The 15,735-nt window shown below is 63.0% G+C and carries 12 protein-coding genes; 1 reads left to right on the top strand and 11 read right to left on the bottom strand.

Going from position 1 to position 15,735, the window contains the following annotated elements; all coding sequences use genetic code 11:
- Positions 1-47: 47 nt before the first annotated feature.
- Positions 48-1,700: an exopolyphosphatase gene (gene ppx, locus QFZ91_RS20195; RefSeq protein WP_176105546.1), complete on the bottom strand. Its 1,653-nt coding sequence runs from the start codon at positions 1,698-1,700 to the stop codon at positions 48-50.
- Positions 1,701-1,904: 204 nt separating this feature from the next.
- On the opposite strand from ppx, the gene ppk1 reads away from it, so the two are divergent.
- Positions 1,905-3,968, top strand: a complete 2,064-nt coding sequence (gene ppk1 / locus QFZ91_RS20190) for a polyphosphate kinase 1 (protein ID WP_429568203.1) — start codon at positions 1,905-1,907, stop codon at positions 3,966-3,968.
- A gap of 117 nt (positions 3,969-4,085) precedes the next feature.
- On the opposite strand, the gene phoR is transcribed toward ppk1, so the two are convergent.
- The 10 genes from phoR to ftsH all read right to left on the bottom strand — a co-directional run bounded on the left by phoR (position 4,086) and on the right by ftsH (position 15,560).
- Entirely contained in the window at positions 4,086-5,399 is a 1,314-nt protein-coding gene (gene phoR, locus QFZ91_RS20185) for a phosphate regulon sensor histidine kinase PhoR (protein WP_368590591.1), read from the bottom strand.
- 89 nt (positions 5,400-5,488) lie between these two features.
- Entirely contained in the window at positions 5,489-6,190 is a 702-nt protein-coding gene (gene phoB / locus QFZ91_RS20180; RefSeq protein WP_008922879.1) for a phosphate regulon transcriptional regulator PhoB, read from the bottom strand.
- 26 nt (positions 6,191-6,216) lie between these two features.
- Positions 6,217-6,921 carry a phosphate signaling complex protein PhoU gene (gene phoU / locus QFZ91_RS20175; RefSeq protein WP_429568202.1) on the bottom strand — a complete coding sequence of 235 codons (705 nt, stop codon included), beginning with the start codon at positions 6,919-6,921 and terminating at the stop codon, positions 6,217-6,219.
- A 28-nt stretch (positions 6,922-6,949) separates the two neighbouring features.
- The gene (gene pstB, locus QFZ91_RS20170) at positions 6,950-7,798 is read right to left on the bottom strand and encodes a phosphate ABC transporter ATP-binding protein PstB (RefSeq protein WP_176124137.1); all 849 of its coding nucleotides are present in this window, start codon (positions 7,796-7,798) and stop codon (positions 6,950-6,952) included.
- Between the two features lie 16 nt (positions 7,799-7,814).
- Positions 7,815-8,711 (bottom strand): phosphate ABC transporter permease PstA, encoded by an 897-nt coding sequence (gene pstA, locus QFZ91_RS20165; protein WP_013090003.1) that lies wholly within the window; start codon positions 8,709-8,711, stop codon positions 7,815-7,817.
- Positions 8,708-9,709, bottom strand: a complete 1,002-nt coding sequence (gene pstC, locus QFZ91_RS20160; RefSeq protein ID WP_176380381.1) for a phosphate ABC transporter permease PstC — start codon at positions 9,707-9,709, stop codon at positions 8,708-8,710. The genes pstA and pstC overlap by 4 nt, the downstream gene beginning before the upstream one ends.
- Positions 9,710-9,872: 163 nt before the next feature.
- A complete protein-coding gene (gene pstS / locus QFZ91_RS20155; RefSeq protein ID WP_429568201.1) occupies positions 9,873-10,904 on the bottom strand; it encodes a phosphate ABC transporter substrate-binding protein PstS in 1,032 nt (343 codons plus the stop codon).
- A gap of 395 nt (positions 10,905-11,299) precedes the next feature.
- Positions 11,300-12,658, bottom strand: coding sequence for a phosphoglucosamine mutase (glmM, locus tag QFZ91_RS20150; RefSeq protein ID WP_429568200.1), 1,359 nt, complete (start codon positions 12,656-12,658; stop codon positions 11,300-11,302).
- A 29-nt stretch (positions 12,659-12,687) separates the two neighbouring features.
- Complete coding sequence (gene folP, locus QFZ91_RS20145; RefSeq protein ID WP_309235006.1) at positions 12,688-13,587, bottom strand: dihydropteroate synthase; 900 nt, start codon at positions 13,585-13,587, stop codon at positions 12,688-12,690.
- Between the two features lie 83 nt (positions 13,588-13,670).
- A complete protein-coding gene (gene ftsH, locus QFZ91_RS20140) occupies positions 13,671-15,560 on the bottom strand; it encodes an ATP-dependent zinc metalloprotease FtsH (protein ID WP_013090008.1) in 1,890 nt (629 codons plus the stop codon).
- Positions 15,561-15,735: the final 175 nt, after the last annotated feature.

The raw sequence follows: 15,735 nt of genomic DNA, 5'->3' as shown, positions 1-15,735 counted from the left end.
GTGCGCGCGCACGCCGCGAATCGAAGCGTGCGCCGATCGGCGCCGCGTCAATCGTCCGTATAAACCACGCGATACGGAATCCCGACTTTCTCCCACTCCGCTGCTTCCTGAATCAGGCTGTAGTCCGTCAACGGATTGTTGGCAACCCACTCGTTCGGCAAACGCACCTCGTAACCGCCGTTCGCCTGAGCAACCGTGATACCCGGCAGGCCGACGTCCGCGCGTCGACGGCACAGCAACGCTGCGAGCCGCAGGCAGAACAGCAGCGGCCATTCGACGTCGCGCGTCTGCGACAGCTTGCCGAGCTTGCCCGCGTGGCCGAGCACGAGCGCGGCGAGGCGCGCCTGATCGGTGCGCGAAAAGCCCGGCATGTCGGCGTTGCTTGCGATATACGCCGAATGCTTGTGATAAGCGCTATGCGAGATCGACAGTCCGATTTCGTGCAGCGACGCCGCCCAGCCGATGAACATGCGGTTTTCCGCGCGGCGTTCTTCGTCCGGTTCGATGAACTGGTCGTAGAGGCTCGTCGACAGATCGCTGATACGCCCGGCCTGCGCACGATCGACGCCATAGCGGCGCATGAAGCCCCCGACCGTCACCGTACGCATGTCCTCGTGCTGCGAACGGCCGAGCAGGTCGTACATGACGCCGAGACGCAGCGCGCCGTCGGTGGTGTCGACATAGTCGACGCCCAGTTCGTCGAACACCGCGATCATGATCGACAGGCCGCCCGCGAGCACTGGCACGCGGTCGCTCTTCAGCGCGATCAGTTTCAGCCGGTTGACGTTTTCGGCCTTGATCAGCGCGCGCTTGAGCCGCTCGAGGCCGCCGCGCGAAATGCCGTGCGTGACGCCGGCATCGTTGAAATTGTTCGCCTCGACCAGCTCGGCCAGCGCGCGGGCGGTGCCCGACGAGCCGATCGCCTGCTCCCAGCCGGTCTTCTTGTATTCGGCGGAAATGATCTGGATTTCGCGGCGCGCGGCGAGCTCGGCCTGGCGCATCGTGTATTCGTCGACGTTGCCGGCCGGAAAAAACGTGCGGCTATGGCTCACGCAGCCGATATACAGGCTCTCCATCTTGATCGGCGTGTAGTGCGAGCCGATGATGAATTCCGTCGAACCGCCGCCGATATCGACGACGAGCCGCTTGCCCGCGCTCGCCGGCACCGAGTGCGCGGCGCCTGCATAAATCAGGCGCGCTTCCTCGCGCCCCGCGATCACTTCGATCGGAAAACCGAGCGCCGCCTGCGCTTCGCCGAGAAACTCGCCCGCATTCTTCGCGATGCGCAGCGTATTGGTCGCGACCGCGCGCACGTGGTCGGGGTGAAAATCGCGCAGACGCTCGCCGAAGCGCTTCAGCGCATCCCAGCCACGCACCTGCGAGGCGCGATCGAGCATTTTGTCGCTCGATAGCCCGGCCGCGAGCCGCACCGGCTCGCGCAAGGCGTCGACCTGATAGATCTGGCTGCCCGCGTCGGTTTCCTCGACCCGGCCCACGATGAGCCGGAAGCTGTTCGAACCGAGATCCACGGCGGCGAGGAGATGAGGGATAGTGACCATCGGGTAAGCGTACTCCATGCGCGCGAGCGCGGCGGCTGCGGCCGCGGGCGTGGCGGCGGACGCTGGCAGCGCCACGCGCCTGCCCGGCCCCTTCGACGCATGGTGCGCGTCGCGGCCGGCCGCACTGTTCAAAGACGCCATTCTAAGCGTAGCAGCCTTCACGGTGTCACCTCGCGGCGCAGGGAGTTCGGTATCGTCGCATAGGTAACGCGTCATATTGACGACAGCCGACGATTGCGGCATAAAATGTTTAAAACATCGCCGATGTCATCAGGACGTCACCAAATCGTGAGAATTTCCGAGCGTCTTTCCGTCGCCATTTCAGACATTCCAATCTCGCCACCGATGTCCGTCCGCTATCCCTTATTGAATCGCGAGCTGGGCATTCTGGGTTTCAACGAGCGCGTGTTGGCGCAAGCCGCCGATCCCGCCGTCCCCCTGCTCGAACGTCTCCGGTTTATCTGCATCACCAGTAGCAATCTCGACGAATTCTTCGAAGTCCGCATGGCCGGCCTTCAGGAACAGATGCGCGACAATCCCGGCGCATTGTCGCCGGACGGCATGTCGCTGCAACACGTGTACGACCTCGTGGTCGAGCGTGCGCAGAAGCTGGTACATCGCCAGTACACGATGCTGCACGACACGGTGCTCACCGCGCTCGAGGAGGAAGGTATTTATTTCCACGGCACCGAAGCATGGAGCGACGCGCAGACCGAATGGGCGCGCAACTACTTCTTCGACGAACTGCTGCCGGTGTTGACGCCGATCGGTCTCGATCCCGCCCATCCGTTTCCGCGCGTGCTGAACAAGAGCCTGAACTTCGTCGTCGAACTCGAAGGCAAGGATGCATTCGGCCGCCAGGCGATGATGGGCATCGTGCAGGCGCCGCGCGCGCTGCCGCGGCTCGTGCGCATGCCGCAGGAACTGTCGGGCTATCCGCATGGCTTCGTGCTGCTGAGCTCGCTGTTGCAACGCTTCGTCGGCGAACTGTTTCCGAACCTCGTCGTGCGCAGCTGCAATCAGTTTCGCATCACCCGCAATAGCGAACTGTTCGTCGACGAAGACGAAATCACCAATCTGCGCGTCGCGTTGCAGGGCGAACTGCCGGCGCGGCATCTAGGCAATGCGGTGCGGCTCGAAGTGTCGGCGGACACGCCCGCGCACGTGGTGCGGCGCCTGCTCGACGAAAGCGGTCTGTCGAACAAGGACTGTTACTACGTGAACGGCCCCGTCAATCTGGTGCGGCTGATGCAGCTGCCCGAGATGGTCGACCGGCCGGATCTGAAGTTCGTGCCGCATATTCCGTCGACGCCGACGCAGATCGCCAACAGCGCGAGCATGTTCGACGTGATCGATCAGGGCGACGTGCTGCTGCATCATCCGTACGAGAGCTTCCAGCCGGTGCTCGAGCTGCTGCTGCAGGCGGCCAAGGACCCGAACGTGGTCGCGATCAAGCAGACCATCTATCGCACCGGCACCGACTCGCCGCTGATGGACGCGCTGATGCAGGCCGCGCGCAACGGCAAGGAAGTCACGGTGGTCGTCGAGCTGCTCGCGCGCTTCGACGAAGAAACCAACATCAACTGGGCCTCGCAGCTCGAAGCGGTCGGCGCGCACGTGGTCTACGGCGTGGTCGGCCACAAGTGCCACGCGAAAATGATGCTGATCGTGCGACGCGTATTGGCGGGCGGCAAGTCGACCCTGAAGCGCTACGCGCACCTCGGCACCGGCAACTATCACCCGCGCACCGCGCGCCTCTATACCGACTTCGGTCTGATGACCGCCGATCAGAAGATCTGCGAGGACGTGCACCATGTATTCCAGCAGCTGACCGGCATCGGCGGCGAGCTGAAGCTGCACGAATTGTGGCAGTCGCCGTTCACGCTGCACCCGAAGCTCGTCGAAGCGATCCGCATGGAAGCCGAGCACGCACGGGCGGGCAGGAAGGCCCGCATCGTCGCGAAGATGAACGCGCTGCTCGAGCCGACGGTGATCGCCGAGCTGTATGAAGCAGCGCAGGCGGGCGTGAAGATCGATCTGATCGTGCGCGGCGTGTGCTCGCTGCAGCCGGGCGTGCAAGGACTCTCCGAGAACATCACGGTGCGCTCGATCGTCGGGCGCTTTCTCGAACATCATCGCATCTACTACTTCTACGACGGCGGCAAGGAGCAGGTCTATCTGTCGAGCGCCGACTGGATGGATCGCAATCTGTTCCGGCGCGTCGAAGTCGCATTCCCGGTCAACAACCGGCGGCTGAAACGGCGCGTGATCGCGGAAGGGCTATCGGCGTTTCTCGGCGACAACCAGTCGGCCTGGTTGATGCAAAGCGATGGTCACTATCGCCGGCGCCGGCCGGGCAAGGCGTCGCGCAATGCGCAGATGAGCCTGCTCGGCAAGTTCTGTTCGTAGTCGCCCGCGTCGCGGGTGCTCGCCGCGACGGTGGGCGCCTGATAATCCGCGCGCAAAAAAAACCGCCTGTTTCAGGCGGTTTTTTTGTTGGATCGACCCGTCGGACGACTGCCGTGCTCAAACCTGCGCGGTTTGACAGCGCGCGGTCCGATACACCGGAAAGCGCACCGTGAACGTGCTGCCGCGCCCTTCTTCGCTCTTCACTTCAAGTTGCGCATCGTGCCGTTGCAATACGTGCTTGACGATGGCAAGACCGAGCCCGGTGCCGCCCGTGTCGCGCGAACGGCTGCGATCGACGCGATAGAAGCGCTCGGTGAGCCGCGGAATATCGGCGGCCGGAATGCCGAGGCCGCTATCGATGACCGAGAACACCGCATGGCCACCCTGCGCACGCCAGTTGACCTTGATCGAGCCGCCGTCGGGCGTATAGCGGATCGCGTTCGTCACCAGGTTGCCGAACGCACTGAGAATCTCGGTTTCGACGCCGGTGACGGTCAAAGCTTCGTCGGCTTCGAAGACGATCTTGTGATGATCGCCGGACAGGCTCTGCGCATCGTCGTGCAGATGCCGCAATACCGCCTGCATGTCGATCATCTGATCGCTCGGCGGCTTGTTGTCACCTTCGAGCGTCGCGAGCACCAGCAGATCGCTGACGATATGACGCATGCGCGAAGCCTGCTGCTCCATCAGGTCGAGATAGCGCGCGCGCTCGGCCTCGCCCAACGGCAGCTCGCGCATCGTCTCGAGAAAACCGGACAGCACGGTAAGCGGCGTTTTCAGTTCGTGCGACACGTTGGCGACGAAGTCACGCCGCATCGCATCGGTGCGCTCGAGTTCGGTGATGTCCTGCGACAGCACCAGTTTGCGATTGTCGCCATACGGAAACACCTGCACCGACAGCACGTTCTGGCGCTTGTCGCCCATGCCGCGCATGATCAGCATTTCCTCGTACCGATGCGAATTCAGATAGCGCACGAAATCCGGATGGCGCACCAGATGCGTGATGTGCTGGCGCAGATCGCGCTTCGCATCGAGCCCGAAGTGGCTTTCGGAAATCGCGTTGCACCACTCGATCTGATCGTGATCGTCGAGCATCGCGACGCCGTTCGGCGACGCCTGGATCGCCTGGATGAAACGCGAATGCTGCTGCTCGACCTGGCGCACCTGGGCGTGCCAGCGCTTCGCGAGCTTGTGCAGACGGTAGTAGATTTCGCCCCAGATGCCGGGGGCGCTCGGCACTTCGCCGTACACCGGCGCATCGAGCAGACGCCACAGACGCTGCTTATGGAAGGTACTGAAGACGCTCTGTGCGAGCAGCATGACGATGGCGAGAGCGAGCCCTGCCTTGACGTTCACGAGTGCGCCGACCACCGCGCACAGAACAGCAAGCAGCACGACCGACACGATGGAGCGCGCCCAGATGATGTTCATGGTCTAGCGATCGAAGAGAAAATACAGCGCAGGAAGGAGGTGCGGCGGCGCAACAGCTACGCAGTGCAGTGCGCCGCCGACGACGGCTATCAGGCGCTCTTCGCCAGCCGGTAGCCGCTGCCGCGTACCGTTTCAATCATAGCATCGCACCCGGCCGGCTTGAGTGCCGCACGCAGACGCTTGATATGCACGTCGACGGTACGCTCTTCGACGAACACGTGATCGCCCCACACCTGGTCGAGCAGTTGCGTGCGGCTGTGCACGCGCTCCGGGTGAGTCATGAAGAAATGCAGCAGACGGAATTCAGTCGGGCCGAGATCGAGCTTGATCTCGCTGCCTTCCGCATGCGCCGCGACGCGGTGCGTGGCCGGATCGAGCTTCAGGCCGTTGATCGCGACCACGTCTTCGGTCAGCTGCGGCGCGCGGCGGCGTAGCACCGCCTTGATGCGCGCCATCAGTTCCTTCGGCGAGAACGGCTTCGTCACGTAGTCGTCGGCGCCGATCTCGAGACCGAGCACCTTGTCCTGCTCGTCGCCGCGCGCGGTCAGCATGATGATCGGGATATGCTTCGTGCGCTCGTTGTTGCGCAGATCGCGCGCGAACGAAATGCCCGATTTGCCCGGCAACATCCAGTCGAGCAGCACGAGATCGGGCAGCACGTCGCTGATCAGGTTGTGCGCCTGCTCCGCGTTGTACGCGCGAATCGGGCAGTGTCCGGCGTGTTGAAGATTGACCGAAATCAATTCGGAAATGGCGGGCTCATCTTCAATGACGAGAATGCTGCTGGGCATCGGCACCTCTGTTCCTTATCTCTGGATTAGCTGAGCGCTTCGCGTTCGAGCGCGTCGCGCGACTGGTGCCGCACGTCGGTACCCTTGACGATGTAGATGATGAATTCGGCGATGTTCTTCGCGTGGTCGCCGATCCGCTCGATCGCCTTGGCGATGAACAGGAAGTCGAGGCCCACCGAGATCGAACGCGGATCTTCGGTCATATACGAAATCAGCTTGCGCACGAACGCGCGGAATTCCTCGTCGATCGCCTTGTCGTCGCGCACGATCTGCGCGGCGGCGACCGTGTCCAGACGCGCGAACGCGTCGAGCGCGCGGCGCAGGATCGACACGGCCATCTCGCCGGACAGCTTGATCTCGGCGATGTTGATGGTGCGCGAGGCGCCGTCTTCCATCAGACGCTTGGTGCGCTTCGCGATCTTCTCGGCTTCGTCGCCGGCGCGCTCGAGGTTCGTGATGGTCTTCGAGATCGCGATCAGCAGGCGCAGATCGCGCGCGGCCGGCTGACGGCGCGCGATGATGTTGCTGCACTCCTCGTCGATCTCGACTTCCATCTTGTTCAGACGGTCTTCGGCGGCGATGACCTGCTCGGCGATACCGAGGTCGAATTCGTTGAGCGCCTGCATCGCGTTGACGATCTGCGATTCGACGAGGCCGCCCATTTCGAGCACTTTCGACGAAACGAGGTTCAGGTCGGCGTCGAACTGGCTGGACAGATGTTTATCGGACATGTCGTACTCCGTTGTATTGCCCGGCGGATCAGCCGAAGCGGCCGGTGATGTAGTCCTCGGTTTCCTTGCGGACCGGTTTGATGAAGATCTTTTCTGTGTCGCCGAATTCGATCAGTTCACCGAGGTACATATAGGCAGTGTAGTCCGAACAGCGGGCCGCCTGCTGCATGTTGTGAGTGACGATCACGACCGTGTAGTCGCTCTTCAGCTCAGCGATCAGCTCTTCGATACGGCCCGTCGAAATCGGGTCGAGCGCCGAGCACGGCTCGTCGAGCAGCAGCACTTCGGGGCGAATCGCGATACCGCGCGCGATACACAGGCGCTGCTGCTGGCCGCCCGACAGACCGTAGCCGCTCTGGCCGAGCTTGTCCTTCACTTCGTTCCACAGCGCCGCCTTGGTCAGCGCCCATTCGACGCGGTCGTCCATTTCCGAGCGCGACAGCTTCTCGAACATCTTCACGCCGAAAGCGATGTTGTCGTAGATCGACATCGGGAACGGCGTCGGCTTTTGGAACACCATGCCGATGCGCGCGCGCAGCAGCGAAATATCTTGGCGCGTGGTCAGCAGGTTTTCACCGTCCATCACGATCTCGCCTTCCGCGCGCTGCTCCGGATAGAGCGCGTACATCTTGTTGAAGGTTCGCAGCAGCGTGGACTTGCCGCAGCCCGACGGGCCGATGAACGCGGTCACCTTGCCTTCGGGAATCTGCAGATTGATGTTCTTCAGCGCGTGGTACTTGCCGTAGAAGAAGTTGAGATCCTTGACCTCGATCTTCGGACGCGACGGCGTTTGAGCGTGAGCGCTGTGTTCGGGGTCGGAGCCCGCGGGCGCGGTTGCGTGCCCGGCCGGATTGAGTTGGGTTTCTGCCATGTTCATCGGATTCACTCCGCCCTTACTTGTTCGAGAAGATCGTGCGCGCGAGGATATTCAGTCCCAGCACCGCGAGCGTGATCAGGAAGACGCCGGCCCACGCGAGCGATTGCCATTGCGCGAACGGGCTCATCGCAAACTTGTAGATCGTGACCGGCAGGTTCGCGACCGGCTGGCCCATATCGACCGAGAAGAACTGGTTCGACAGCGCGGTGAAGAGCAGCGGCGCGGTTTCGCCGGCAATCCGCGCGACCGCGAGCAGCACACCGGTGACGATGCCCGCGATCGACGCCTTCAGCGTGATCGAAAGCACCATCTTCCACTTCGGCGTGCCGAGCGCGAACGCGGCTTCCCGCATCGCATTCGGTACGAGCTTCAGCATGTTTTCGGTCGTGCGGATCACGATCGGAATCTGCAGCAGCGCCAGCGCGAGCACACCGGCCCAGCCGCTGAAGTGGCCCATCTTCGCGACGACGAGCGCGTAGACGAACAGACCGATGACGATCGACGGCGCCGACAGCAGGATGTCGTTGATGAAGCGCGTGAGGTTCGCAAGCCAGCCCTTCTGGCCGTATTCGGCGAGATAGACGCCCGCCATGATGCCGATCGGCGTGCCGACGAAGGTCGCGAGCGCGACCAGCAACAGGCTGCCGACGATCGCATTCGCAAGACCGCCGCCATCGGTGTTCGGCGGCGGCGTCGACTGCGTGAAGAGCTCGACCGACAAACCGCCGATCCCAAGATGCAGCGTCGTATAGAGAATCCACACGAGCCACAGCAGGCCGAACGCCATCGCCGCGAGCGACAGCGTCAGCGCGATCGCGTTGGTCATCCGACGGCGCCCTTGCAGACGCACGCGCATCGCTTCGAGCGTCGCGGGGTCCTTCAGGCCCGGCATATTCAGGGACGGCCCGCTCATTTCGCGCCCTCCCCTTTCTCGAGACGCAGCAGCATGATTTTCGAAATCGCCAGCACGATGAATGTAATCACGAACAGGATCAGGCCGAGCTCCATCAGCGCCGACGTGTGCAGGCCGGGGTCCGCTTCCGCGAACTCGTTGGCGAGCGCCGACGTGATGCTGTTGCCCGGCGAAAACAGCGAAATATTGTCGAGCAGATTTGTGTTGCCGATCACGAAGGTGACCGCCATCGTCTCACCCAGCGCGCGGCCGAGGCCGAGCATGATGCCGCCGATCACACCGGTCTTGGTGTACGGCAGTACGATCTTCCACATCACTTCCCAGGTCGTGCAGCCGATACCGTAGGCCGATTCCTTCAGCAGCACCGGCGTCACTTCGAACACGTCGCGCATGACCGCAGCGATGTACGGGATGATCATGATCGCAAGGATCACGCCCGCGCACAGAATGCCGATGCCGATCGGCGGACCCGAGAACAGCGCACCGACGATCGGAATGCCGCCGAGCACCGCGCCGAGAGGCTTCTGGAACCACACCGCGAAGATCGGCGCGAACACGAGCAGACCCCACATGCCGTACACGATCGACGGAATCGCGGCGAGCAGTTCGATCGCGATGCCGAGCGGCCGACGCAGCCACGCGGGCGACAGTTCGGTCAGAAACAGTGCGATGCCGAAGCTGACGGGCACCGCGATGATCAGAGCGATGATCGACGTCGCGAGGGTGCCGTAGATCGGCACGAGCGCGCCAAATTGCTTGCTGGGTGGATCCCACACCGCCGTCCACAGGAACGCGAGACCGAACTCGCGAATCGACGGCATCGAGGAGATGATCAGGGACACGATGATGCCGCCGAGCAGCAGCAGCGTGACGACCGCGGAAAGGCGTGCGAGGCCGCCGAAGATCACATCGCCGGAGCGGCCAGGCGCTTTTTGCTGCGACGCGCTGCCAGGCGGAGTGGCCCGGCTCGTGCCGGACGCTAAATGAATATCGGACATGAGAGCCTGAGGGACCTGTTTCCAGTTGCCGGACGACACTTGTCGGGCGGCGGGCGGTGATGCATGCGGCGCGTGCCGCGTGAAAGTCACAGGCCGTCCTCGTACGAGGACGGCCGGGGTGCTACCAGGCGCGATTCAAACATACCGCGCCAGCTTACGCCTGTTACTCGGCGAGCGTCTTGCCTGCCGAATCCTTGACCTTCTGCTTCCACTGCGTGCGGATTTCCGACACGACCGATTCCGGCAGCGAGATGTAGTCCAGATCGTTCGCAGCCTGACCGCCGTTCTTGAACGCCCAGTCGAAGAACTTCAGCGTTTCCGCGCCTTGCGGTGCCTTTTCCTGCGTCGTGTGCAGCAGCACGAACGTCGCGCCGACGATCGGCCAAGCGTTCTTGCCCGGCTCGTTCGTCAGGATCTGGTAGAACGACTTCGACCAGTCAGCGCCAGCAGCCGCTGCCTTGAACGTTTCCGTCTGCGGCTGAACCACTGCGCCAGCTTCGTTCTTCATCGCGACGTAGTTCATGTGGTTCTGCTTCGCGTATGCCCATTCGACGTAGCCGATCGAACCCGGCAGACGCTGCACGAATGCCGCGACGCCGTCGTTACCCTTGCCGCCCGTACCGGTCGGCCAGTTGACCGTCGCACCTTCACCGACCTTCGTCTTCCATTCCGGGTTGACCTTCGACAGGTAGTTCGTCCAGATGAAGCTGGTGCCCGAACCGTCGGCGCGGCGCACCACGGCGATGTCCAGATCCGGCAGCTTGACCTTCGCGTTCAGCGCGACGATTGCCGGGTCATTCCACTTTTTGATCTTGCCGAGATAGATGTCGCCGAGCACTTCACCCGACAGCACCAGTTCGCCCGGCTTCACGCCCGGCACGTTGACTGCCGGCACCACGCCGCCGACCACCGTCGGGAATTGGAACAGGCCTTGCTTCGCGAGTTCGTCGTCCTTCAGCGGAGCGTCCGAACCAGCGAAATCGACGGTCTTCGCCTCGATCTGCTTGATGCCGCCCGACGACCCGATGCCCTGGTAGTTAACCTTGCCGCCGCCGGTCTTCTGATAAGCGTCGGCCCACTTCGTGTAAATCGGTGCCGCGAACGTGCTGCCCGCGCCGGTGATGTCTGCGGCTTGCGCTGCGATTGCGAAAAGCGCGCCAGCGACGCCAGCGAACACGGTTTGCATCAATTTCATGAGACCTCCAATGGAGTGTGAGCGTGTGGTGTGAGCGGGAAACTCGAACACCGCGAAGCTTAGGGTCTCTTTATGACAAAAACGTGACTGATCGTGAATCAGATGTGACAGTCACATTACCCAATGAAAGGTTCTGGAGCCGGCGAATTGCCGCGATTGCGATGCTCGTTGCATTGCATTTTTCAAGTTAGACGAAAAAGACGGGGCGCGAACGTTTGCGCTCGGTGCGGAGAGACATTTTGGTGCGGGATGCACCGACTTTTGGCGGCTGGAGCGTGGGGATTTATTGGGGTGAAGCCGGCGACGACGGTCATGGCACGCGGGTCGCCGAAGCTCTCGGAGCGACCGTCAGGCAGCAAGCGGTCGCCACCGCCCGCCGCCTGTTGGGGAACAGATCAGGCCGTTGCTACCCGCACGGCTTGCGCAATCGCTTCCGAATGCTCGAGCGCGTCCGCGACGTTCTGCGCCTCTACCATCACGCGCAGTACAGGCTCGGTGCCCGACGCGCGGATCAGGACGCGACCGCGCCCGTCGAGCGCGCCTTCGGCCACCTTGATCGCGCTACGAATCGTATCGCTGCCCTTCCAGTCCGCGCCTGGCTTCATGCGCACGTTGACCAGCTTCTGCGGGAACAGCGTGACGCCGTCGAGCAGATCCGCGAGCGATTTGCCGCTGCGCTGCATCGCCGCCAGCACGAGCAGAGCGGACACGATGCCGTCGCCGGTCGAATGGCGATCGAGCGACAGAATGTGGCCCGAACCTTCGGCGCCGAGCTGCCAGCCGTGTTCGCGAAGCTGTTCGAGCACATAGCGGTCGCCGACCGCGGCGCGCACGAACTTGACGCCGGCTCTCTGCAGCGCGACCTCCACGGCCATGTTGGTCATCAGCGTGCCGACCGCGCCTTCCACGTGGCCGGCGGTCGCGATACGGTCCTTGACCAGCACGTACAGCAGCTCGTCGCCGTTGAACAGCCGGCCGGACTCGTCGACGACCTGCAAACGGTCGGCGTCGCCATCGAGCGCGATACCGAGGTCCGCGTGGTTCGCGCGCACCGCGCGCACCAGCGCATCCGGCGCGGTCGCGCCGACGCCGTCGTTGATATTGAAGCCATTCGGCGAAACTCCGATCGGGATCACTTCCGCGCCGAGCTCATGGAACACGTGCGGCGCGACGTCGTACGCGGCGCCATGCGCGCAATCGACGACGAGTTTCATGCCGCGCAGGTCGTACGCGGCCGGGAAGGTGCTCTTGCAGAACTCGATGTAGCGGCCGGCCGCATCGTCGAGACGACGCGCCTTGCCCAACTGCTCGGAAGCCGCGCAAGCGAGCGGCAGCTCGAGCTGCTCTTCGATCTGCGCCTCGACGTCGTCCGGCAGCTTGTTGCCGTCGGCCGAGAAGAACTTGATACCGTTGTCGTAGTACGGGTTATGCGACGCGCTGATCACGACGCCCGCGGCAAGCCGCAGCGCGCGCGTCAGATAGGCGATGCCGGGAGTCGGCATCGGGCCGGCCAGCATCACGTCGACGCCGGCCGCCGAAAAGCCCGATTCGAGCGCGGCTTCGAGCATGTAGCCCGAGACGCGCGTGTCCTTGCCGATCAGCACGGTCGGGCGAGCGCCTGTCTTCGCCCATTGATCGGCGCCCGCGAGCACCTTGCCGGCCGCGTAGCCGAGCCGCAACACGAATTCCGGCGTGATCGGGCCTTCGCCGACCTTGCCTCGAATGCCGTCCGTTCCGAAGTAACGACGTGCCATATTTGTTCTCCCTGTATCTGGCTGCGGGCTCAACCGTGCGCGCGGCTCTGCTTGGCAGCGTCGCGCAGGGTTGCCCATACTTTCAATGCATCGACTGTTTGCGCGACGTCGTGTACGCGCAGAATCGCGGCGCCCCGCTCGGCCGCGCACACCGCTGCGGCGATGCTGCCGGCCACGCGCTCCGGCGCCGGCCGCCCTGTCACCGCGCCAACCATCGATTTGCGCGACATGCCCGCAAGGATCGGATATGGCGACGCGGCGCGCGGCGCCGTGTCGCGCAGATGCGCAAGCAACGCGTAGTTGTGCTCGACGACGATCTTGCCGAAGCCGAAACCCGGATCGACGCTGATTCGCTCGCGCGCAATCCCCGCCTGCTGCAAAGTCGCGACACGCTCCTCGAGGAACTGGCGCACTTCGCTGACAACGTCGGCATAGTGCGGCTCGCCGCGCTGCATGGTCTGCGGCTCACCTAACATATGCATTACACAAAGGCCGCAGTCGCTGTCGCGCACCGCGTCGATCGCGCCGGGCATGCGGAAGCCCCAGACGTCGTTGATCAGGTCGGCGCCCGCGTTCAACGCATCGCGCATCACTTCCGGCTTGTACGTATCGACCGACAACGGCACATTCGCGCCACGAAGTTGCTCGACGAGCGGTATCACGCGCTCGAGTTCCTCGTCGAGCGGCACCGGCGGCGCGCCAGGACGCGTCGATTCCCCGCCGATATCGATAATGTCCGCGCCCTCGAGCATCATGCGCTCGGCATGGCGCAGCGCATCGCCGCGCATCGCGTACAAGCCGCCATCGGAGAATGAATCGGGAGTGACGTTCAGAATGCCCATGACCAACGGGCGTTCAAACGTCAGCTTGAAGCGACCGCACTGCAGCGGCTCTGGAAGGGGTACGGAAGAACAATCGACTTTCGACACGTAACAATGCTTCACTTTGAACGGATCAATGCAAAACGGGCCGGTGTGTAGCACACCGGCCCGCACTTTCTACTGGCTACCTATCAGGCCGGCGCGGTTGCGCTGCCCGGCTTGACTTCTGTGCCCGCGCTGCCGCCCGACGAGGCGTCGCTTGCCGACGGCGGCGAACTCTTCGGCGAACGCGGCGGACGGCCGGCCATGATGTCGTTGATCTGATCGGCGTCGATCGTCTCCCACTCCATCAATGCGGCGGTCATCGCTTCGACCTTGTCGCGGTTTTCTTCCAGCAGGCGCCGCGCGAGATTGTACTGCTCGTCCAGCACACGACGGATTTCCGCATCGACCTTCTGCTGCGTCGCTTCCGAAATGGTCCGCGTGAAGCCGCGGCCGAACGGCGAAGCGTCGTTTTCGTCGTCGACATAGACCATCGGTCCGAGCGCATCCGTCATACCGAAGCGGGCAACCATCGCGCGAGCCGTCTGGGTCGCCTTGTTGAAGTCGTCCGACGCACCGGTGCTGATGAGGTTCAGGAACAGCTCTTCCGCGACGCGACCACCGAACAGAATGGCAAGACGGTCGAGCAGATAGTCCTTCGAGTACGTTTCGTTATCATGCTCGGGCAACTGCCACGTGACGCCCAGCGCACGGCCGCGCGGAATGATCGTGACCTTGTGCACCGGATCGGCCTTCGGCAACAGCTTCGCGATCACCGCGTGACCCGATTCGTGATACGCGGTCGCACGCTTCGATTCTTCGCGGATCACGGCCGACTTGCGCTCCGGACCCATGAAGATCTTGTCCTTCGCGTCCTCGAAATCGGTCATTTCGACGATGCGCTTGCCGCGGCGCGCCGCGAACAGTGCTGCTTCGTTGACGAGGTTCGCGAGATCGGCGCCCGAGAAACCCGGCGTGCCGCGCGCGATCACTGCCGCATCGACGTCGTTCGAAATCGGTACCTTGCGCAGGTGCACCTTCATGATGTGCTCGCGGCCGCGGATATCGGGCAGACCGACGTACACCTGGCGGTCGAAACGGCCCGGACGCAACAGCGCCTTGTCGAGTACGTCCGAACGGTTCGTCGCGGCGATCACGATGACACCCGAGTTCGCCTCGAAGCCGTCCATTTCGACGAGCATCTGGTTCAGCGTCTGTTCGCGCTCGTCGTTACCGCCGCCCATGCCGGCGCCGCGATGACGGCCGACCGCGTCGATTTCGTCGATGAACACGATACACGGCGCGTGCTTCTTGGCCTGCTCGAACATGTCGCGCACGCGAGCCGCGCCGACGCCGACGAACATTTCCACGAAATCCGAACCCGAAATGCTGAAGAACGGCACCTTCGCCTCGCCGGCGATCGCGCGTGCGAGCAGCGTCTTACCGGTTCCCGGCGGGCCAACGAGCAGCACGCCGCGCGGAATACGACCGCCGAGCTTCTGGAATTTCTGCGGATCGCGCAAAAAGTCGACGAGCTCCGACACTTCTTCCTTGGCTTCGTCGCAACCGGCAACGTCGGTGAAATTGATTGCGTTGTTGTTCTCGTCGATCAGCCGCGCGCGCGACTTGCCAAACGAGAAGGCCCCGCCTTTGCCGCCCCCCTGCATCTGTCGCATCATGTAGAACCAGAAACCGATGATCAGGATCGTCGGCCCGAGGTAATACAACACGGACATCAGTGCATTGGGTTCGTCGTCAGCCTTGCCGCTCACCTGTACGCCATACTTCATCAGATCGCCGACCATCCAGATGTCGCCGGGCGACACGATCTGGTACTTCTGGCCGTCTGCTGGAGTGACCGTGAGGTTCCGCCCCTGGACAATGACGTTCTTGACTTTGCCGTTCTTCGCGTCGTCCATGAACTGCGAATAGGAAACGCCTTCCTGGACACGGGGCTTGTCGAACTGCTTGAACACCGTAAACAGCACCAGTGCGATCACCAGCCACACTGCTGCTTTCGAAAACATATTGTTGTTCAAAGCACCACTCCTTCACTTAGACGGGCGCCTACATTTGCCTTGCGGCACCACGAAAGCATTCTAATCCAGTCCGCAGACCCCTGCCATAGCGTTTCACTACCACGGAAATAGGGTAGCGGGCCAGCTTGACGCCGGTCTCCGACGCATCGGGCTAGTTATTGGCAGAAATGGAACC

The organism is Paraburkholderia sp. JPY419, from assembly GCF_050435705.1.
GTDB lineage: Bacteria > Pseudomonadota > Gammaproteobacteria > Burkholderiales > Burkholderiaceae > Paraburkholderia > Paraburkholderia youngii.
The sequence above is the reverse complement of the archived record's forward strand: the minus strand, read 5'-3'. Positions and strand labels throughout refer to the sequence as shown.

Coding starts and splice junctions, on each gene's coding strand:
- ppx (WP_176105546.1), bottom strand. CDS start 1,700: ATGGCGTCTTTGAACAGTGCGGCCGGCCGCGACGCGCACCATGCGTCG.
- ppk1 (WP_429568203.1), top strand. CDS start 1,905: ATGTCCGTCCGCTATCCCTTATTGAATCGCGAGCTGGGCATTCTGGGT.
- phoR (WP_368590591.1), bottom strand. CDS start 5,399: ATGAACATCATCTGGGCGCGCTCCATCGTGTCGGTCGTGCTGCTTGCT.
- phoB (WP_008922879.1), bottom strand. CDS start 6,190: ATGCCCAGCAGCATTCTCGTCATTGAAGATGAGCCCGCCATTTCCGAA.
- phoU (WP_429568202.1), bottom strand. CDS start 6,921: ATGTCCGATAAACATCTGTCCAGCCAGTTCGACGCCGACCTGAACCTC.
- pstB (WP_176124137.1), bottom strand. CDS start 7,798: ATGAACATGGCAGAAACCCAACTCAATCCGGCCGGGCACGCAACCGCG.
- pstA (WP_013090003.1), bottom strand. CDS start 8,711: ATGAGCGGGCCGTCCCTGAATATGCCGGGCCTGAAGGACCCCGCGACG.
- pstC (WP_176380381.1), bottom strand. CDS start 9,709: ATGTCCGATATTCATTTAGCGTCCGGCACGAGCCGGGCCACTCCGCCT.
- pstS (WP_429568201.1), bottom strand. CDS start 10,904: ATGAAATTGATGCAAACCGTGTTCGCTGGCGTCGCTGGCGCGCTTTTC.
- glmM (WP_429568200.1), bottom strand. CDS start 12,658: ATGGCACGTCGTTACTTCGGAACGGACGGCATTCGAGGCAAGGTCGGC.